Source organism: Hymenobacter sp. (assembly GCF_036387835.1).
Lineage (GTDB): Bacteria > Bacteroidota > Bacteroidia > Cytophagales > Hymenobacteraceae > Hymenobacter.
In genome coordinates this window covers 20,170-40,593 of sequence record NZ_DASVSY010000023.1, presented here as the reverse complement: position 1 = coordinate 40,593, position 20,424 = coordinate 20,170, and the positions used below count along the sequence as shown (strand labels likewise).

Here is a 20,424-nt window from a genome sequence, read left to right as displayed (position 1 = left end):
GTGATGTGGTCGTGGCTGAGTGCCCCGTCCAGTAGTCCCGACAAGCCCGTGGCCGTGGTCGCCCCCGTCGAACTCAGCAAATAATCCGTGTACAGGTCCAGTGTGCAACTCATCATAAGGTTCCTAAACGAATGAACTGTCTCTGCGACTGCGTAACATCAGATAATAACTATGTTTTATTTTATTAAATCTTGTTAGATTCGCTTTGTCTCCTGAAGATATTATTACTCTCTCATAAATTCCACCCAGATATTGGGGGTATAGAGGTCAACTCTGAGATATATACGCTTATCAGGCCAAAGACTTTCTAGTGATTCCTGATGTAGATCGGACAAATAACTTTGTCTTTCTAGGTCTTCTGGTTTCCCAGAAGGGCGTTGCGATGGCTATTCAGGCTTTTCACAAGGTATTAACAACACTAACCAACGCCAGAGAGCATATAGAAAAACCTTCTCTGACTATCATTGGGGTATTCTCCATGATCCTAATCTGGCGCTTGAACCTCGGCGGGCAGCGCCTGCGCACCTATCTGCTCATCAGCCCGAAGTGGTAACGGCCCGCTACTTGCGCGTTCTGGAAGTTGCAGCTGGGTACAGACAACTAAATTCGCTTAGCGAAATGATGACTTCTGCAATATCTGTTAGCCAGTAAAGCTTACCATTCAGTACTCAACACTATTCTTGACAACCTCAGCAGCCTTTCTTGATTTCTGGGGTTATTTTTTGTGATACATGTTTATGGCTGGAGCTGTTACCAACTGCATATGCTACAGTGTTGCAAGCAATTACGCTAGCGTTGATTGCATGTGTTGGAGATACACCCAATTCGCTTTCTAGCTACACCTAACGTCATGAAGCTGCCACAATGGACTATCTAGCGTAGGGGTCACTGAACTACTTCTAGGAACGGTTATTTGCTTGACAGGCGCATCACTTCTTCCCCGCGGTTATGGCGGGCCTTGGAAGTAGCATAACCAGCTACCTCGGCCGCAACCTTACCTTCGTGCCAGTTGTTCTAACTCGTCTTACCAACTGACCACACCAATGCCCAACATCCCCACGCACCGTCCGCGTCGCAACCGCAAATCAGCCGTTATCCGCGACATGGTGCAGGAAACACGACTCACCACGCACGATTTTATATATCCTGTCTTTCTTATTGAAGGCGAAAACCAAACGCTTGAAGTTAGCTCGATGCCAGGCATTCACCGCTTCACAGCGGACCGGCTACTTGATGAAGTCGGCCGCTGCGTGGAGCTAGGCATCAAGAGCTTCGCGCCCTTTCCGAGCATCAACGATAGCCTGAAAGACCGACTGGCCAAGGAGTCAGCCAACCCGGAAGGGCTGTACCTGAAAACCGTAGCCAACATCAAGCGTCAGTTTCCGGACGTGGTTATTATGACCGACGTGGCTATGGACCCTTACAGCTCCGACGGCCACGATGGCGTGGTGGATGCCGAGTCTGGCGAAATCCTGAACGATGCCTCCCTGGAAGTACTCGGCCAAATGGCCTTGGCCCAAGCCCGCGCGGGCGCTGACATCATTGGCCCCTCTGATATGATGGACGGCCGCGTGGCCTGGATCCGGGACGTGCTGGATAGCAATGCCTTCAGCCACGTCAGCATCATGAGCTACACGGCCAAGTATGCATCGGCATTCTACGGACCTTTCCGCGACGCTTTGGATTCGGCGCCAAAAAAAGGTGACAAGAAGACCTACCAGATGAACCCCGCCAACCGCCGCGAAGCCCTGCGCGAACTAGCTCTGGACGAGCAGGAAGGCGCCGACATGGTGATGGTGAAGCCTGCCCTAAGCTACCTCGACGTGATTCTGGACGTGAAAAACCACACCAACCTGCCCGTAACGGCCTACAACGTATCGGGGGAATACGCCATGGTGAAAGCCGCCGCCCAAAACGGCTGGCTCGACGGCGAGAAAACTATGATGGAAGTGCTGACCAGCATCAAGCGCGCTGGCGCTGATGCTATCCTTACCTACTTCGCCAAAGAGGCTGCCGAAGTACTGCGCCGGGGGTAATACCAAGTTTTGGGAAGTTCCGCTTAGATTCGTCAGATGTTAGAAACGCTGCCGTGTTATGCCTTTACTTCGTCCTGCCACTACCGCCGACCTGCCTGCCATCCTTGCAATTGTTAGCCGTGTGGTGCCGCTAATGCAGGCCAGCGGGAATCAGCAATGGTCGCCGGATTATCCGAACGAGGAGGTTTTCCGGCGTGATATTGGGCGGCAGCATTTGTGGGTGGCCGAGTTGGAGGGCCAGGTAGCTGCTGTAGCGGCTCTTACTCACAACGACCAAGACCCCGAATACGACCAAGCTGACTGGGATGTCACGGAGCCAGCTCTCGTTACGCACAGGCTGGCCGTCGACCCGGCCGCCCAAGGCAATGGTCTGGCGGCAGCGCTGTTGCAGCAAGCTGAAGTACTGGCCGTTGAACAAGGTCTGAAGATGTTGCGCGTGGACACCAACTCCGAGAACGTAGCCACGCAACGTCTTTTCCCCAAGCTTGGCTACCGGTTCGCCGGCGAAATCACGTTGGCTTTCCGGCCAGGACTGCGCTTCTTTTGCTACGAGAAACAGCTGTGAACTGCCAGTTGCCAGTTACCAGTGTACGCTTCTATTGCTGAACCGTACACTGGTAACTGGCAACTGCTAATTGGCAACTCATAATGTGGTGGACGTACGCCTTACTCTCGGCAGTTTTTGCCGCTCTTACCGCCGTGCTGGCCAAAGTGGGCATCAAGGGCGTTAACTCCGATTTGGCCACTGCTATTCGCACGGTTGTGATTTTGGTGGTGGCTTGGGGTATTGTGTTTGCCCGCGACAGTGCTACCGACTTCAATGCGCTTACGCCGCGTAACTGGCTGTTTCTGGTGCTATCAGGTATGGCAACGGGCTTGTCGTGGATATTTTACTTCAAGGCGTTGCAGCTCGGTAAGGTGTCGCAGGTGGCTCCGGTTGACAAGCTAAGCGTGGCTATTGCCATTGTGCTGTCGGTGCTGTTTCTAGGCGAGACGCTTACACTGAAAGCCGCTTTGGGGGCGGCTCTTATCATTGGTGGCACGTTGGTATTGATTCTGTGAGGTGGATTGGCAAGAAACTGCTAGGCGTTGGGGTGATGGATTTTAGTTTGTGGCGGTGCTAATTGCAGCAGCGGACCAGCAACTTCCCCACCTTTCCCATTTTACAACTTCACTTATGCTTCGTCTTCTAGCTGTTATTGCCGTGGGTGGAGCCGTAGGCAGCGTAAGCCGGTATTTGGCGCAACAAGCTGTAGCCCGACATTTCGCCCACCCATTTCCGTTGGGTACCCTGCTGGTCAATGTGGTGGGCTGCCTGCTCATTGGCTTGTTCTACGCGCTGGCCGAGAAAGGCACACTGGCCTCGCCGACGCTACGCTTGCTGCTTACTACTGGCTTCTGCGGCGGCTTCACTACGTTCTCTACCTTCTCCTATGAAACCCTAGGCCTGCTTGAGAGCGGGCGCTATTTGCTGGTGGCGCTCTACGTGACGGGCAGCGTGCTGCTTGGCTTGCTGGCTACGTTTGCCGGCGTAGCACTGGTGCGGACTTTGTAGATACCTAGTTGTTGCAATTCGGTTTCAGTGGCCTTACTCATTGGAAGCCTTATACGCCTGTAAGGCCTGCAGTTCCTCCTGAATCTTTGCCTCCCATACGGCCTGAGTGCCTGGCAACGTACCATAATCGGTTTCATCAGCATATTCTGCCTGGCGTACCTGTGAAGCTTTCATCAACTCATTTAGCAGCTCATTGATATCAGGCTTACCAATGAGCAGCATCTTTTTAGCTCCGGCGCGAGCCTGCTGCCTGAAGCGCCGAACGTATATTTCCTGAATGTCGAACAGGGTTTGTTGAAATAGAACTTGCTGTGCCACATCGGCCGGGTTGTTTGTATCCACCCACGAGGCGGAGCGCAGCATCTGGTTGAAGACGATGTCGTTGCTATGTTTACTGAACAGGTCGTAGATGCGGCCGTCCATACTAAAGCTAAATGCGGCGTTGCTACCCTTCAAATTATTGTGAGGCTTAAGCGGCATTTGAAAATCGGCGGCAGTGAGGCGACGAGTGGCACTCCACTGCAGATAGTCTGCATCAGACGCAGACGTAGTTGGTTTTTGTGCGCAGACAGGACGCACTAATAGAACTGAGAAGGTTAAAAAAAGATAAAATAAACGACTCATAAGACTACCAGGAAATGATTATCCTAGCAAAAATATAATTTACTTTTGAAACGGCCACCGCCCGAGCCGGCGGCTCCAGAGCAGGAACACGATGCTGCCCAGGGCCATCATCAGCAAGGCTGCGACCTGGAAGGGCACAAAGATGCGCGTGCTGGCATCTTCGTAGAGCAAGGCCCCATCCTTGATGCTCCCGAACACCCACAGCCACACCACCACCGCCACTACCACGGGCAGCGGATAGAGCGGCATCTTGAACGGGAGGCCCGCCGTGCCGCGCCGCCGCCGGAGCAGCACCAGCCCCACGGCCTGCCCCACGAACTGCACCAGAATCCGCATGGCCAGGATGGCACTGATTACCTCGCCGAGCCGGAACAGCAAACTGAACACGAAGCCCACGCCGCCCAGAATCAGGAGGGACACGTGCGGGAAGTGCTTGGTAGGATGCGTTTTGGCGAAGACGGGCAGGAATTCACCATCAGCGGCGGCGGCATACGGAATACGCGAGTAGCCCAGCAGCACCGCGAACAAGGACGCAAAGGCTACCCACAGTACCAGCGCCGTAGCGGCTTTGGCGGCCGTGGCGCCGTAGAGTTTCTCTACAAAGGAGCTAACAATGAACTTCGACTGGCTGGCTTCCTGCCAAGGAATAACGGTGCCCACGCTCCAGTTAAGCAGCAGGTACAGAGCCATAATGCCGAGAATGCTCAGGAAAATGCTGCGCGGAATTACTTGCTGCGGGTTCTGAATTTCGCCGCCCAGGTGGCACACGTTATAGTAGCCCAGATAAGAGTAAATAGTTTTAACGGCGGCCTGCCCCAGGGCGGCGGAAAGTAGCAGGCCGGTTAGCTGCCCATCCTTCCACGAAAGCAAAGCGCCAACACCGCCAGCAGGCAGCCAGGCTACCGGGTACGTGGAATGGGTAAGGCCGCCGAAGATCAGCCAGCCCATCAGCCCCAGTACACCCACCCACAACAGAACGCCGAGCCGCCCAATATCGTCGATGCGGCGGTAGAGCAGTGCCATCAGCAGCAGCACGACCACGCCCGACACTAGTTTGGGCTGCCAAGTTTCGTTGAGCGGCACGAGGTAGCCGAAGTATTGCGCGAAACCGATAGCGCCCGACGCTACCACCAGCGGGGCTTGCACCAACGTCTGCCACACGTACAGAAACGACATCAGCCGACCCCATTTCTGCTCGCCATACGCCAGCTTTAGAAACCGATAGGAACCGCCCGCTTCGGGGTAGGCCGCACCCAACTCGCTCCAAATCAGGCCGTCTATTAAGGCAAGCACTGCCCCGGCCAGCCAACCCAGCAGGAAGTTTGGCCCCATAAAGCCCATTACCAACGGCAACGTGACGAAGGGGCCAATGCCCACCATGTCAATCATGTTGAGCGCTGTGGCCTGCACCAGTCCCAGACGGCGGCGCAGCGGAGCAGTAGCAGTAAGATCAGTAGAAGCTTCAGCCATAGAGGCGTAAAAGTCGAATAAAAGCAGATTGTTCGGAGTGAAAGATAGAGCAATGGAGAATAGAGAAATAGGAACGTCCTGCAAAAGCGCCGCAGCAGCAGCTCGCGTGCAGCGGTTGCGGATAGCAAATGATCTTACCGCTAGCAAGACGCCTCGGTTCCTGGCTTGAGGCGCCACAGGCCTTGGTAGGACGGTCTTATGGCTCGCTCTTCCTCCTTCCTTCCTTGTTCTTCTAACCCCGCCTTACTAGCCTGCGTACCACAGACGGCCTGCTTAAATTATCTTGGGCCGACTAAACCACGTTTTTCATGTCTGCAGGAGGTTCTAAAATTGCCATCTACGGGGCCATTGGCGCCAACGTCGCCATTGCCGTTTCCAAATTTGTGGCTGCTTTCTTTACGGGCAGTTCGGCCATGCTTTCTGAGGGTATTCACTCGCTTGTTGACAGTGGCAACGGGATTCTGATCTTATACGGCGTGAAGCAGGCCGAAAAGCCCGCCGACACGCGTCACCCCTTTGGGCGCAGCAAAGAGCTGTATTTCTGGTCGTTGATTGTAGCCATTCTGGTGTTTTCGGTGGGTGGCGGCATGTCGTTTTACGAAGGCGTCGAGCACTTGCGGCATCCTTCACCCATCACTGATCCTACCTGGAACTACGTTGTATTGGGCCTCTCGCTCGTATTTGAGGGCATTTCCTGCTTCCTGGCCTTCCGCGAGTTCAATAAAGACCGGGGTGATGCTGGTTTTTGGGAAACGTTGGGCCGCAGCAAAGACCCTTCGGTGTTTGCTATTCTGATGGAAGACTTAGCGGCTTTGCTGGGTTTGGCTATTGCACTAACGGGCGTGTACTTCGGGCACCTGCTCGACAATCCTTACTTTGATGGGGGCGCTTCCATCTGCATCGGCGTCTTGCTGGTGACGGTGGCTATATTCTTGATTTACAAAACCAAAGGCCTACTGGTAGGCGAAGGCGTAGACGACGAGACGCTGGATGGGCTTGAAGCTTTGGCCCGCGAAGACCACGCAGTAGAAGCTATTCGCCGCCCGCTCACCATGTACCTCGGCCCGCACGATGTGGTACTGGCGCTCGATGTGGAGTTTCAGGATCATCTTTCCGCCAACGAAGTGGAGCAGGCCGTAAAGCGACTGCAAGAAAAGGTGCGGGCCCGGTACCCGGACTTCAAGCGCATCTTCATCGAGGCCAAGTCTATTGCCGGCAAGCAACGCGCCCCGTTGGCGTCCGACTCGTCGGCCGTGTCGCCGCAGATATAAGTAGTTGAGGAGCACTCAAGCGCTGGCTGCTACGGCGAGTAACTGCGTGGTTGCGTCAGTCGGCTTTTCGGTTGATAATCTATAGTACTTATAGTTTTAACGCCGTTTTGCCCACCCAATCTTAACCCAACAACTCAAGCTCGGCTTTTGCGGTAAAAGGCAGTGCGCTAACTCGACCACTCTAGCGCGTGTTCTTCCACAACTCCGCACCTATGTCCCTTGCTTCCATGCAAAGCCCCTTCCAATCGTTTTGGATGGCCGGCTACGAATGCACCGACCAACTCAATTGCTTTGGTCACCGGGTAGATTTTCTGCCTCTGACCGGCCACCTACAATTACTCGATCAGGACTACCAAGATATCCGGCAGCACAACCTAAGCACGGTACGCGAAGGAATCCGCTGGAGCCATATCGAGAAGATTCCGTATCAGTATGATTGGAGCACAGTACGCACTATGCTGGCTGCCGGCCGACGCCACGGAATTCAGCAGATTTGGGACATCTGCCACTTCGGCTATCCCGACGACTTAACGCCCTTGCACCCGCTGTTCGCGGAGCGCTTCACCGCCTTGTGCCGAGCCTTCGTACAGTTCTACCGCTCCGAGCAGCCTGAGGGGCAACTGATTGTGACGCCTATCAACGAAGTCAGCTTCGTGAGCTGGCTGGGCGGTGATGTGCGCGGAACGTCGCCTTATTGTGTGCACCAAGGCTGGGAAGTGAAGTACGGGTTGATGCGGGCCTACATCCAGGGCGTAGCGGCTATGCGCGAAATTGACCCAACCGTGCGGATTCTTACCACCGAGCCGCTTATCAATATCATCCCCCGTGCGGGCGCTACCCGCGACGAGAAGCTGCGTGCGGCCCAGTACCACGACAACCAGTTTCAGGCGGTGGATATGCTAACAGGCCGCATGTGCCCTGAACTCGGCGGCCGCCCCGAATACGTAGACATGCTGGGCTTCAATTTCTACTACGACAACCAGTGGGACATGGAGCCTCGCACCCGCATTCCGTGGGCCGACCAACCCGCCGACCGTCGTTGGCGCCCGTTGCGGCATCTGCTGGCTGCTGCCCACAAGCGCTACAACCGCCCCGTCGTGCTCACCGAAACCAGCCATCCCGGCCACGACCGTCCGCACTGGATGGCCATGATTGGGCGCGAATGTGCTGCTGCCTTGCGCATGGGTGTACCGCTGTGGGGCGTGTGCCTCTACCCCATCCTCGACCGGCCGGACTGGGATTTTCTGGACCAGGACTGGCACCGCTCGGGGCTTTGGGATGCCGTACCGCAGCCTGATGGGCCACCGTTGCGGGTGTTGCATGAGCCTTATGCCAAGGCCCTACAGGAGGCGCAAGTTCGCGTAGCACGTGCTCTTGTTAAGTCAGACCTTCCGGCAGAGCTTACGCTGCTGTAAGGCAAGAAGGACAGCACACCAAACACCGGGCACAGAGTTGACGGAACCTGACGCGGACTAATGCGGAAGGCTGTATTTTGCTTGTCGCCAGCCGGTATAGGGTACTACGCTGGTTTTAACGCCTGTTACCTATGTCGCAGCACCTGCACGGAACGAGCCGTTTAGCAACGGCTACCATTGATTTGCTACATCATTTCGAGCGGGCCTTTGCTGATTCCACCTTGTCGGTGGAAGAGGCGCGGCAGTTGCGGCAGCGCCTAGCCGAGCACGGCCAACACGGTACCGACTTGCACGACTTGCGGCACGAGCTGTTTGCATTGGCCCGGAGCCGCTTCAACAGCTTCCAAGACAAAGCGGTGGTGGAGTGGTTGGAAGCGGCTAGCGCGCTGCTCTTACCGCCGGCTGTGCCGCCCGCTCGCCCTACCCGCGCCGAGGTGCACTTCAGCCCCGGCACCGAATGCGTAGCCGCTATTCAACGCTTCATTGGGCAGGCCGCGCGGCAGCTGGATATATGCGTGTTTACCGTAGCCGACGACCGGCTCACGAACGCCTTACTTTCCGCTCACCGCCGCGGCGTACTCGTGCGCCTGCTCACCGACAACGACAAACTCCTGGACCGGGGCTCCGATGTGCATCAGCTTTTCGAGGCGGGTATTCCCGTTCGCACCGACCGGACTGATTACCACATGCACCATAAGTTCGCCATTGCCGATAAGCGCACTATCCTAACTGGCTCCTACAACTGGACTCGCTCCGCCGCAGAACACAACCTTGAAAACCTGTTGATTACCGACGAACACGCCACAGTACAACCCTTTGTCAGGGAGTTCGAGCGGCTATGGCCGCAGATGAGCGTATTTACCGGGTAAAACCTAAACAGCTCAAGCTGTGAAGCCGCCACTACGGGGCTACTTCACAGCTTGAGTTACTTAATCAGCAGCAAGTAGACAGGAGCGTCTATTTAAGTGGTGTTACTTAAACGACAACTTAAAATAGCAGCCAACGGCGGTGCTTTTTGGGTGCTGGGCTATCGGCTTCCGTGCGCGGTACCAAAGTCATATTCTGGGTGTATCGTCCTTGCAGCTGTACTTCGTCGTCGGTGTAGCCGCCATAACCGAACTGCAGCTTGGCTGCGCGGGCTTGCTCGGCGGGCAAGTGCAGCGTGTAGTTTCCCTGAGCGTCGGTACCTACCCCCCGGCCCGACGTTTTATCGATAACCGTGGCGCCAATCAACGGACGACCGTTTTCGTCGAGGATGCGGCCGCGTACGGTTACGATACGCATGCTGCTAGCAGTACTAGCTTCTGCGGTAGCTTCAGGGGTGGCGGTTTCGGTGGGCAGGTTGGTAGCGGCCATCGAAACGCCCGCCAGCAGGGCAGCGCCGGTTATCAGGCTGGCAGCCCGCCGCCGAAAGCGCTTTGGTTCGGTGCGAATCAGTTCGAACTGCCGTTGCACCCAGCCCACGGGGCGCACCTGCTCGCCGTCCTGCTTCATCTCATTGAAGCGAGCCAGCGTTTCGTCGGCCCGGTGCCGATGGTGCTTTAAATAATCGTCCACGGCCTTGATGTTGGCACTCGATAAGTCGCCACGCAGATAGGCATCGCGGTAGGCAGGTACCAACTCGCCCGTAGCGGGATTGAAGGGGGAAGCGGTTAATTTCATGTTGTAATAGGGTAAGGGTTGAAAAATAATCAGAGCATGGCCAATCCGATACTAATTGCGCTACTGCCCCGGATCGTATAGGCAGCAGGTTCAAGTGTGCTATGGTTGCTTAAGTGATCTGCCGCTGGCATTGCCAAGTGCGGAGCCAGCCACCTGTCAACTCAGTGTCAATCAAGGCAACAGCTACCAACAGTGGCAGACCGCAGCTCGTGACTTTCGCGTTTCACCGGCTCCGTTATCGGAGGTAGTGAGTATGCTATGCGTAAGAAAAGCAGGGTAAGCGCTCTTGCCAGGAACTTAGGCGCTATGAGCACGCAACACGGTACGCGCAATGGCTAAGTTGGTATCGTGGGTATTTACTACTAGGTAAAGTAGTTGCTGCCCATCCTGGCTTACACGCAGTAAATGCAGCTGTTCGCGCAGCGTGATGAGAATATCTTCTATTTTTTCGTTGGCAAGCCCAAGAGCTTCAAGCGCCCGTCGTTTCTGACGCACTACTTCCACATTATAGACAGCGGCTCGGGCCGGTGCCAGTTCACGCAGGCAACTAAAAGCAGCCAACGTCTTGCTGGTTTGAATATCAATAACTGCAACTGCCAGCAGTTCCGGCAGCTCTTGTCGTAATTTCTCGACGGTAGTAGCCGCCCGAACCTGTTCCGGCGTTTTGGCGGGTGCAATAAGAGGTGCAGCGAAGACCTGTAAACGGTTCAGTATCGAAAAAGACATGGTTGAAAAACTGTTATATCAATTCTTATTGCACTTAATCAATTTTATATGATTACAAATATATATTGTTTAACTTTTTAAGCAAAAATATTAAACAAATAATTCTATTTTTTAGATAAACGCCTCTAAAAAGGGGATGAACCAGGCATTATGCACGATAGCATAATTCTCACTTGTATTATAACTCGACAGTAGAAAATATACCTGGCAGCATAGTGGTCGCGTAGCGGCAAAAGGCTGACCGCCAGAAAAAGAGGCCCCACTACGCGCTAAGCGTACCCCTACTGGATAAGTGATTTGCTTCTAGCCTTTCGCCGCCGCGGGTCGCCTGACATGAAATAAGTTTGCTGATAGCTGTTACGCTTCAGCGTCGACTTACTTCGGATTCGGAACAAGAAAAGTTCGCGCAGTAAGAGGCCACAAAGACAAGCGCAGGGGCATCTAGTCCGGATGCCCCTGCGCTTGTCTTTGCGGCCAATATGAGCGGCTCCGGGACAGGTTTACTATTTGCAGTGTCGCATGCCTGGCGACAGAGAGCATATAATAACAGAAGAGCGCAAGGCTACCCGGTGACTTAAATCACTAGGTAGCCTTGCGCTCTTAAGCAAGCTTATACGATACGTTATTCCGTGGGCGTGGTAGCCGGAGGGGCGGCTTCCGCTGAGGGGCGCCGGATTTGAACCGGATGCTTGGTATTGACGGTGCCTACCGTCAGGTTCAGATAGTAGTCACCGGGGGGCAGGCTGCGGAAATCCAGGGTTTGGTGTTGAGCCCCCACATTCTGACGCCGATAATCGGAAACGCGCACTGCCACTCCCCGCTGGTTGTACAGCACCCACCCAATAGGTTGCTCGGAATTAAGTTGATACGCCATTTGCATCACGCCATTACTAGGGTTGGGGTACACGCTCAGCTGGTTGGCACCAACTCCCGGCGTGCTGCTCACCCCAGCGGCAATGGTTAGGGCCACTGGCGTAACAGCTTCCAGCTTCCACTGCTGCGTGGGCCGATTGGCGTAGCGGCGCTGTTGCAGGCCACCTTCCTCGGGTAGGTTGGCAGTAATAGCTTTGCCACTGTGTTTGGCGCTGATTTTATAAAAGCCTTCTTCCAGAGGTTCAATTGCCCAGAGCTGGTTGTTGCCGCTATAGAAAGGCCACAAGCTTAAGGGAGTACCGTTGGAGGTCTGGCTCCCGAGTACTTCCAGCACCTTCCTTCCGCCCTGCACTGCAATGCGGTAGAAGCCATTGCCGGCACTTTCTATGCTCCACTGCGGCAAGCCATTAGTGGCCAGCGCCGCCGAAGGATTTACGGCGACATTGGGCTGCGCCTGATCTTGCACTTCCAGCGCCTTACCATCGGAGCGGGCGACTAGCGTATACACCCCGGGCACAAAAGCAGTGGAGGCAGTAGGAGTTGCAGACTTAGCAGCCGGAGCGGGCTGGGCTTCTGGCGCAGCCGCGGGTGCTGGGGTTGCGGGGGCGGGAGTTGTTGCTACTTCGGGCTCTTTAGCAGCTTTCGGTTCTTTGGTGGTTTTGGGAACCTTCACTACGGCGGGCTTCACTTCCTTAGCTGCGGCTTTAGCTACCGGAGCAGGGGCTGGCATAGGCGCTGCTTGCGCAGTTGCGGGCGGACTACCAGCGCCAACCGGGTCGGGCGCGTTGGACGAGCCGAGCGGATACAGATTAGCCGTAGGAATAGTTTGAGCGACTTGGTTAGGCGGCGCCCATTGCAACTGAATCCGGGCGTCGCCCTCTTCGTCGTAGTATTCTAGCTTGATAGAGGTTTTCTCGCCGGCGGCCAGGTTGGCATAGGCCCCGACGATGTCCGCTTTTTTCCCGTCCCAGGTGTCGAGCACTTTCTTCCCGTTCACCCACAGCCGGACGCCTTCGGTGGTTGCAACCGTGAATTTGTAGCGGCCGGTACTAGGAGCTGCCAGTAAGCCTTCCCAACGCACCGAGAAATTATCGTTTGGCACTCCTGGTCCGGGCGAGTTAGGTCCCCACTGAAAATCAATGGCGGCATCAAGCCGCTTGAGAGCAGGTGCACCCGCCAAGGTGCCGTTGCTGAAGTACACAGCCGTGAGTCCGGTTCCGGCGCCTTGCACAGGTTCAGCATTTGAAACCCGACCGGCAAATAAAGGCCTGAGTTTAGCTATATGGTCCGGTTGACCAACATAACTGAGAGGAGCAGCGAAGGATGAGCCCGCCATTGCCCCGCTAAGTATGCCGAGTCCGAGTATAGAACGAAACAGAAGGTGTCGCACAGAATAAAATAGTTGAATGAATAAATTGGTAAAGTCCAAGAAGCAGCATACCGCACCACACAAGAAAAGCATTTGGCGCCGCTTCCTCTTCCCGACCAAACGAGCCCAATTACTGAGGCCGCTACAATATAAAGCATTTCTTACAGCATCTATTCCACCTACTCCATAGACCTGATTTGATTTACAACTTTTATTAGCATAGTACAATAACCTCGCGCTTTTGTATGGCCGCTTTGAAGAGGCCATGGGTTCAACGTGCTGGCCGCCTTTGCCAGTCCCCTTCTTGTGTTTGGGGCGGGAGAAGAATTGCATGGGTGGCTTACCAGGCAGCCGCGGCGCTACTCCCTGCTGTACCAGCCCTGGGTTGGCTGGAGCGTAGTTGTCTTTACCTTCCTTTTTACGGTGCTCCGCAACTTGCCAGGGCCTCTGGGCAAGTGGCTAGCGCCGTGAACCAGCTAAGCCAGAATATGCGTTTACGTTTGTCTACCTTGGCTAACGCGAATTGGCAGGTAGCATTCATTATTGTCTTATTTCAATAGACTTTATCTTTTAAGGCAACTTGCCTTGAAGGGCTACGTAGGAAACGCGCTGCCGTAGGGTGGAGCTTGTTACTTTCTTTATTATATGCGAAAAACTCGCCGTATCCTCGAATTCCTGCTGTTTTTGCTGCTCGGAAGCGGCCCGGTAGCTCAAGCTCAGAAAATAGGTTTAGTGCTCAGTGGCGGGGGGGCCAAAGGCCTAGCCCACGTAGGCGTGCTGGAGGTGTTGGAAAAGAACCGCATTCCTATTGACTATATCGTCGGGACGAGTATGGGGGCTATTGTGGGGGGCATGTATGCGGCCGGCTACTCGCCACGCGAGATAAGAGAGATTGTACTGCGGCCCGAGTTTCAGAACTGGGTTTCGGGCGAGCCCCTGGAAGGCAAGGTGTACAACTACTACGACAGCGACTACGACCCTGCCGCCCTGCACCTGCGTTTGGCAATAGACTCAACGTTCAAGGCCCGCGTAACGCCTAAGCTCGTGGACGATGTAACCCTCAACTACGTGCTGGCCACCATGCTGGCTCCGGCCGGTGCGGTTTCCGGCTACAACTTCGACAAACTACTGGTACCCTACCGCAGCGTGGCTTCAGAGGTATTTACGCGCGAGAAAGTGGTACAGCGCAGCGGCTCTTTGTCTGATGCCGTTCGCAACTCCATGGCGTTTCCGCTGGCGTTCCGTCCTATTCGGCAGCCCGATGGGCGCTACCTTTTCGACGGCGCCGTAGTTGACAACTTCCCGACCGATGTGATGCGCGAGGAATTCAAGCCCGATATTATTATCGGGGTGAACGTCGGCGATGTGGCATTCAACCGGTATCCCAAAGAGAAAGACGATGCACTGCTGGCTAACACGCTGTTGTTCGTGGGTTTCAACGGTGCCGATACCACGTCGGTCGGCCGCAATGGTATCTTTATACAACCCAATTTAACCGGGTTTACGGCCGGCGACTTCAACCGGGTAAACCAGCTGGTTTCACTGGGCAAGCAGGCCGCCGAGCGCAAGCTTGATGAATTATTTGCCCGCATTCCCCGGCGCGAGGACACGCTGGCCTTGCAGCAACGCCGGCGGGCCTTTCAGGAGCAAGCTCCCCGCCCCGATTTCAAGCAGATAACGGTACAGGGCGTGCCACGCCAACAGCAGGAGTTTATCCGCCGTTTTTTTCAGCGTAGCGGCTCTAGCTACTCGCCCGGCGATATCGAGGAAGGCTACTACCGCCTGGTCAACAATGACTTTTTCAACAACGTGTACCCACGGGTGCGATACGACAGCAAGCAGGGGGGCTATGTGCTGAGCTTGGATGCCCGCCAGAACAGCAACCTTACCACCGACCTCGGGGTGCTGCTGTCGTCGCGCTCAATGAGTAATTTCTACCTGGGTGGGGCCTATCGCTACCTCAACCGCCTGCTGTATACCGTGCAAGCCGATGCCACTATTGGCCGGTTCTACAACGGGGCACAAGGCTCTTTCCGGATTAGTGTTCCCGGCAACACACCTTTTTACTTCGAGCCGATTATCACCTTCAACAATTTCAACTATCAGGATACCGGCGTGCTGCTAGGCAGCACCGCCCAGAACACACAGCTTCAGCAGCGCGACCTGAAAACGGGTTTTGTGGTCGGCTACAGTCCCAACTACCGTAGCCGCTTCATAGCAGGCGGGAGTTTGTTTACTACCCGCGACCGATTTGCTAACACCAACGAAATCAGCAGCGGCGCCGAGCTAGACCAGAGCCGCATGAACAGGGGCTTGACCGGAACGCTGGAATTTCAGCGCAACTCCCTGAATCGGCGGCAGTACGCCGTTAGTGGCCGGCGGGCCGAAGTGAAGCTGCGGGGCATATTGGCCCGGGAAGAGTACACGCCGGGCTCGACGGCGATAGGGCTGGTGCCCCGTACCAAAGACCACCAATGGCTGCAAGCGCGCTTCTACACCGAGCAGTATTTCACGTTTCACCGGGTAGATTCGGTGGGCCGCCGGGTGCACGCCTGGGGCTATACCGTCGATGCGGCGGCTTCCACGCAGGGCCGGTTTGCCACCTACCGCTCGTCGCTTACCTCGGCCCCCGCTTTTCTGCCCCTCCCCGACTCGCGCACCTTGTTCCTGGATCGTTACCGGGGCACGTCGTACGCCGCAGTGGGTTTGCGCTACATCAAGGCAGTGCTTGGTTCGTTGGAATGGCGCACCGAAGTGTACGTACACGCTATATACCGCCCGTATGAACGGTCGGAATCTAATCCTTTGCTTGCCGCGCGCGGCGCCTTCAGCCGCCCCTACCTAACGGCCATGAGTGGCTTTGTTCACCAAACCCCGGTAGGACCCGCCTCGCTCCAGTTCATTCATTACGACGACCCCGACCATAAATTCGGGGTGTTTGCCCACATCGGCTACGTCCTCTTCCGCGAACGAGCGCTGGACTAAGGGGTGAATGAGTGAGTGAATGAGTGAATTTGACGTCCCACTAGGCGCGGATTGTGCAGATCGGCCGTCAAACTCACTCACTCACTCACTCACTCACTCATCCGGGTATTGGGGTGGCTCGGCTTCGGGGGAGTGGGGGGAGGTGGTGCCGGGGCCGCAGCCGGCCAAGACCGCACAATCGAGGGCCTCACCATGATAGAAATGCCGGAACAGTACGGTGGCCAGCCACATAGCCAGAGGTGGGGCCACCCAATACAACCAGAGGCCGTGGTAGCTACGAGCGGCAAGGGCCGTGCCGAGGCTGCGCGCCGGGTTGAGGCTCATGCCTGAGTATGGACTCTCGAAGAGAATATAAAGGGCAATAAGCGCCCCAAGTAGCCAGCCGGTTAGCTTTTTGAGCTTGCTGGAATGTAAGCACCCAAGCATTACCAGCATCAAAATAAAGGATATGACAAACTCGGCGGCAAAGGCTAGCGCCTCGCCTCCTGGTTTGGGCATAGGCTCTGTTACTGCGTATTTCACGGCCGGGTGCGCGTACAGCGGGCCAAGTACCAAGGCCATGAGCTGCGCAGCCAGAATAGCGCCCACCACCTGTGCCAGCACGTACCACAGGGCATCGGGAAGGCGCATTTTACCTAACTGCCAGAAAGCTAGCGTTACGGCCGGATTGATGTGCGCTCCCGAGCGTTTGCCCCAGGGATTGTACACGATGGCTACAACTACCAGCAGCATAGCCATGCCCAGCAGGCCACGGCGTAGCGTTGAATCAGGTAAGGCCTGCCGCACCGGCGACGCCGGATGCTCCAGCAGCACCGTAAGCAAACTGGCGCAGCTAATGAAGAATGCCAGCCCAAACGCTTCAGCTACGTAGTGCGACCAGTGCCGCCGCCACGCCGCCGCCATCCGACCCGTGAATGTCACTGTTTGTTGAGGTTGCTGCACCTGTGCTCCAACGAAGCCGGCCCTCAACAGGTTAGTGTACAACGCCCCGAAGTTGCCGCGCAAATGTTTGCAGCAGCGTGGTAACTTCTTCGGGCGCTTCGTAGGGCAACAGATGGCCGGCCCCACCCACGAGTTCGAGGCGTGTGCCCGGGGGCAGCAGCGGCAGTGTTTCTAGCCCGTGTACCGACGGCGACAGCACCGCATCTTGGTCGCCGGCGAGTAGGGTACAGGGCACCCGGAGGTGGTGTAGCCGGGCAGCTATGTTCTCGCGACTACCGTGTTGTAGCCAGGCGCTCCAGGCAGCCTTGGTGCTACGCAAGTTGTCGGCAATGATTTGCTGCTGCACCGCCGGAGGGAGCGGCCGCGCCGTTATTTTTTGCAGCGTTTTTTCAGCTTCCGGGCGCTGCCCAAAGGCCCGTAGGCTGTCTTGCCGGTCTTCCTCGGTCATGGGTTCGGGGGTGGGCGGCGACGGAGTTAGCAGGGCCACGCCTACCAACCCAGGGGGCTGCCGGGCCGCCAAAGACAGGGCAATCTTTCCGCCCATGCTGTGCCCGACTAGCACGTACTGTTGCAGTTGCTGCGCCGCTATGTACTCGGCTACCTGGTCGGCATAAGCATCTACAGAGAACCCTCCCGTGGGCGCCGGCACGTCGCCAAACCCTCCGAGGTCAGGGGCTAGCAAGACGTAGTCCGGAGCCAGAAGGTCAGCAATGGCTTGCCACTCCCTACCCGAACCCGCCCAGTAATGCAAACACACAAAAGCGAGCGGCGCCGAGCCGGGCACACCAACAGCGGGAGGTACTAACATGGAGGCAAGAGTTAAGATAAGCGCCGAGCGCAATTCCAAGTTGCTTAACAGCCTAAAATTGCCTGCACTGGCTTACTCATAGCATACGCAGCCCACGGCGTTCTTAACGAACCTGAACATAAAAAAGCCCGGCTTGGGTAAAGCCAGGCTTTTCTTGAAGAAGCAGCCAGCATAAGCTGCCTTACTCTTACCCCATTACTCGATTACGACTTGCTTGGTAGCGAGCTGATCGGTGGTTTGGATCTGCAGCGTGTAGATGCCCGCGGCCAGGCCGCTGACGTTGAACTGCGTTTCCGTGCCACTGCCCCCGAGCACGAGCGTACGCATCTGCACCTGCTGGCCGAGCGTGTTGAGCAGCGTGAGCTTGGCCGTGCGCTGACCAGTCAGCGCCGGCAGCCGCAAGGCGAAGCTCTGGTGGGCCGGGTTGGGGTAGAGTTCGATGGCCTGGGCCAGCGCCGCGCTGGGCTTGGTCGAGAGCACCCGCGTGCTGAAGCCCACTTCAATACCAAGGCGGGTTTGCAGCGTGGTGGTATTTACATCCGTCCAAGCGCTAGTGGCGGAGATCTGGTAATAGAAAGTGCCGGACCGCAGAGGATTCTCCACCTGGTAGCCAATGCCCACGTTGCCTGAAACTTCTTTCAAGCCCACGAAGAAGGTACTAGTCACTGGAGTATTGGTGATGGGCACTGTAACTACCCCAGCAGCAGTCGGCCGGTTTAGTGTAGGCGAAGTGAAGAGCACGCTGCCAGGCAAACCCATTGCCGTGGCGTTTAGCACTACCACCTGATACGTTGACGTAGTGGTAGCACTTGCCAAGAAGCTCAGCTTCACTTCGCCAATGGCAGAAGCAGTGTTGATGGTGTATTTTGTCGCCAAAGTGCCACCAGGAGTTGTACCTGAAACGCCTACGCTTGCCGTAACAGGTTCACTATCGTTCAGATAGGAGAGGCTGTTAGGAGTAACAACCACCGGAAAAGTTTGCGTGTTGTTCGTAGTTACTGCGTCAGCTGGTAATGTCACCGTCAGCGTGTTATTGCCGACAGCGGTTGGCGTGTATGGGTCGAATGTAACAGTAGTAGAAGCACCGGGTGCTAGTGAGGCCACCAGTTTACCGTTTGTGAATGGGGAGGTACCCGCTACAGTCAGAATCACCGGAATGTTAGCTAGCGCAGCAGAACCAGCATTGCGTATCACCGCCTGTATCACCTGAGGCGCCGAAACCGGAGCCTTCCCTGTTGAATAAATAATCTGAACTGCCGCATCGTTGGCAGCTAATGGCGTCGCCGGAATTGCGCAAATAGTGAAATCTCCCTGCGTATCGTTGGAGCCGAAGCCGGCCACGAACACGTAGTACGTGGTATTGGCCGTAAGCGTGTTCACAGTTAAAGGAGCAGATACAGTATTATTGTTTCCTCCTGATGAGCAGGCTATTTCGGTGAACGGCCCGGTAGCTGCCCCGCCGGGCGAGGAAAACAAGCGTAAATAGCCAGCGGCCATTCCGGTTACTTGAATGGTAACAGCGGTACTGCCCGCGCCACTCGCGGCCGTGGTAAACTTATACCACACGTCCTTGGGATTAGCTGCAATGCCACAGGCGGCATTCGGGTTGGTGCCATTCACGTACCCGTTTACAGGAGTAGTAGTAGCGCTGGCATTCGTGCCGTTTAGCGGGGTGCAGGTGGCGGCAATAGGCAAGGTAATGGCCCCCGCCGGGTTATCGTTGGCGGGCGCAGGTGGGGGGATGGTCGCGCAAATACCAAACTGCCCAGTTGGGATAGACGAATCGTAACCGGATACACGAATGTAAATGGTGCTGCCCACAGTGAGGCCCGAAGCTATTGCACTGGAGAAGCCTGCTCCGCCCGCGTCGTCATTGCAAGCAACTGCGGTGAGGCTACTGCAAGTACCCGTGAACAAATCCACCACCGTATCGTCGAAGGCGCTACCGGCCACGGCACTGGTCGTAACGGCTATTCTGCCACCCGCTGGCACGACCGTGCTGTACCATACATCGTTATAAGCACCACCACCTCCGCAAGTCGGAGCCGGTCCAGGGCCGTCCGAGGCGCCTACAGTTGTGCCCGTTGTTACGGTGCAAGTTGCGCCCGTGGTCAGGGCAATGGCACCGGCACAGTTGTCGTTGGCAGGAGGCAGCGTAGCGCAAATACCAAACTGGCCGGTTGCTACGGTAGCATCGAAGCCAAACACCCGCACATAAACAGTGTTGCCAGGCGTCTGGCCCCTGACGGTCACGGAAGAGAAGCGCTCTTCTCCATCGATAATATCGTCGTTGCAGCCAATAGAGGTAAGGCTGCCGCACGTACCAGAATAAACTTCAACTACCGTATCATCGAAGCCGCTACCTGCTACTGCACTGGTAGAAACGTTGAAACTACCACCCGCTGGCACTACCAGACTATACCAAACGTCTTTGCTGGCTGGTATTGAAGTGTCGCCGCACGAAGGCACTGGTGTGGCGCCATCAGTTGCATTCACGTTAGTGCCTGTTGTCAGCGTACAGGTAGCGCCAACGGGCAATGGTATGGCGCCCGCGCAGTTGTCGTTGGCGGGAGCTTGTGCCCACGCGGCCGGAGCCAGCAGTAAGGCCGTTGCCAGGGCGCCTAATCGAAGCCGGAGCTCTTTTGACAACCAAGATCTACTTGAGTAAGAATTTGTTCTCATATAAAG

17 protein-coding genes and 1 pseudogene are annotated in these 20,424 nt (G+C 56.0%); 9 read left to right on the top strand and 9 right to left on the bottom strand.

Annotated features, from left to right (window positions below; all coding sequences use genetic code 11):
* Nucleotides 1-116: pseudogene (locus tag VF639_RS25455) on the bottom strand (IS701 family transposase); the annotation flags it as partial.
* Nucleotides 117-310: 194 nt separating this feature from the next.
* Here VF639_RS25455 and VF639_RS04855 point away from each other — a divergent pair.
* The 5 genes from VF639_RS04855 to crcB all read left to right on the top strand — a co-directional run bounded on the left by VF639_RS04855 (nt 311) and on the right by crcB (nt 3,591).
* Entirely contained in the window at nt 311-553 is a 243-nt protein-coding gene (locus VF639_RS04855; protein WP_331144759.1) for a hypothetical protein, read from the top strand.
* Nucleotides 554-1,043: 490 nt separating this feature from the next.
* Nucleotides 1,044-2,036 carry a porphobilinogen synthase gene (gene hemB / locus VF639_RS04850; protein ID WP_331144758.1) on the top strand — a complete coding sequence of 331 codons (993 nt, stop codon included), beginning with the start codon at nt 1,044-1,046 and terminating at the stop codon, nt 2,034-2,036.
* 58 nt (nt 2,037-2,094) lie between these two features.
* A complete protein-coding gene (locus VF639_RS04845) occupies nt 2,095-2,601 on the top strand; it encodes a GNAT family N-acetyltransferase (RefSeq protein WP_331144757.1) in 507 nt (168 codons plus the stop codon).
* 83 nt (nt 2,602-2,684) lie between these two features.
* Nucleotides 2,685-3,098 carry an EamA family transporter gene (locus VF639_RS04840; RefSeq protein ID WP_331144756.1) on the top strand — a complete coding sequence of 138 codons (414 nt, stop codon included), beginning with the start codon at nt 2,685-2,687 and terminating at the stop codon, nt 3,096-3,098.
* A gap of 115 nt (nt 3,099-3,213) precedes the next feature.
* Nucleotides 3,214-3,591 (top strand): fluoride efflux transporter CrcB, encoded by a 378-nt coding sequence (gene crcB, locus VF639_RS04835; protein ID WP_331144755.1) that lies wholly within the window; start codon nt 3,214-3,216, stop codon nt 3,589-3,591.
* A 33-nt stretch (nt 3,592-3,624) separates the two neighbouring features.
* Here crcB and VF639_RS04830 read toward each other — a convergent pair whose 3' ends face one another.
* On the bottom strand, nt 3,625-4,215 hold the full coding sequence (locus VF639_RS04830; protein WP_331144754.1) for a hypothetical protein: 591 nt from the start codon (nt 4,213-4,215) through the stop codon (nt 3,625-3,627).
* Between the two features lie 39 nt (nt 4,216-4,254).
* Complete coding sequence (locus VF639_RS04825) at nt 4,255-5,685, bottom strand: APC family permease (RefSeq protein ID WP_331144753.1); 1,431 nt, start codon at nt 5,683-5,685, stop codon at nt 4,255-4,257.
* 308 nt (nt 5,686-5,993) lie between these two features.
* Here VF639_RS04825 and VF639_RS04820 point away from each other — a divergent pair, with 308 nt between their 5' ends.
* The 3 genes from VF639_RS04820 (at nt 5,994) to VF639_RS04810 (ending at nt 9,240) form a co-directional block, all read left to right on the top strand.
* Nucleotides 5,994-6,956 carry a cation diffusion facilitator family transporter gene (locus tag VF639_RS04820; RefSeq protein ID WP_331144752.1) on the top strand — a complete coding sequence of 321 codons (963 nt, stop codon included), beginning with the start codon at nt 5,994-5,996 and terminating at the stop codon, nt 6,954-6,956.
* A 212-nt stretch (nt 6,957-7,168) separates the two neighbouring features.
* A complete protein-coding gene (locus tag VF639_RS04815) occupies nt 7,169-8,371 on the top strand; it encodes a glycoside hydrolase family 1 protein (protein WP_331144751.1) in 1,203 nt (400 codons plus the stop codon).
* A 131-nt stretch (nt 8,372-8,502) separates the two neighbouring features.
* Entirely contained in the window at nt 8,503-9,240 is a 738-nt protein-coding gene (locus VF639_RS04810; RefSeq protein ID WP_331144750.1) for a phospholipase D-like domain-containing protein, read from the top strand.
* Nucleotides 9,241-9,358: 118 nt separating this feature from the next.
* Here VF639_RS04810 and VF639_RS04805 read toward each other — a convergent pair whose 3' ends face one another.
* From VF639_RS04805 to VF639_RS04795, 3 genes are all read right to left on the bottom strand, one after another.
* Nucleotides 9,359-10,033 (bottom strand): carboxypeptidase-like regulatory domain-containing protein, encoded by a 675-nt coding sequence (locus VF639_RS04805; protein WP_331144749.1) that lies wholly within the window; start codon nt 10,031-10,033, stop codon nt 9,359-9,361.
* Between the two features lie 297 nt (nt 10,034-10,330).
* Nucleotides 10,331-10,759 (bottom strand): hypothetical protein, encoded by a 429-nt coding sequence (locus tag VF639_RS04800; RefSeq protein WP_331144748.1) that lies wholly within the window; start codon nt 10,757-10,759, stop codon nt 10,331-10,333.
* A 622-nt stretch (nt 10,760-11,381) separates the two neighbouring features.
* Complete coding sequence (locus VF639_RS04795) at nt 11,382-12,863, bottom strand: PA14 domain-containing protein (protein ID WP_331144747.1); 1,482 nt, start codon at nt 12,861-12,863, stop codon at nt 11,382-11,384.
* 783 nt (nt 12,864-13,646) lie between these two features.
* On the opposite strand from VF639_RS04795, the gene VF639_RS04790 reads away from it, so the two are divergent.
* Nucleotides 13,647-15,986, top strand: coding sequence for a patatin-like phospholipase family protein (locus tag VF639_RS04790; RefSeq protein WP_331144746.1), 2,340 nt, complete (start codon nt 13,647-13,649; stop codon nt 15,984-15,986).
* Between the two features lie 93 nt (nt 15,987-16,079).
* Here the strand turns inward: VF639_RS04790 and VF639_RS04785 are convergent, their stop codons facing one another.
* The 3 genes from VF639_RS04785 to VF639_RS04775 all read right to left on the bottom strand — a co-directional run bounded on the left by VF639_RS04785 (nt 16,080) and on the right by VF639_RS04775 (nt 20,385).
* Entirely contained in the window at nt 16,080-16,991 is a 912-nt protein-coding gene (locus VF639_RS04785) for an MIP/aquaporin family protein (RefSeq protein ID WP_331144745.1), read from the bottom strand.
* Nucleotides 16,960-17,736: an alpha/beta fold hydrolase gene (locus tag VF639_RS04780; protein WP_331144744.1), complete on the bottom strand. Its 777-nt coding sequence runs from the start codon at nt 17,734-17,736 to the stop codon at nt 16,960-16,962. Before VF639_RS04780 ends, VF639_RS04785 begins: the two co-directional genes overlap by 32 nt.
* Before the next feature lie 195 nt (nt 17,737-17,931).
* Nucleotides 17,932-20,385: a T9SS type A sorting domain-containing protein gene (locus VF639_RS04775; RefSeq protein WP_331144743.1), complete on the bottom strand. Its 2,454-nt coding sequence runs from the start codon at nt 20,383-20,385 to the stop codon at nt 17,932-17,934.
* Between the last annotated feature and the right edge of the window lie 39 nt (nt 20,386-20,424).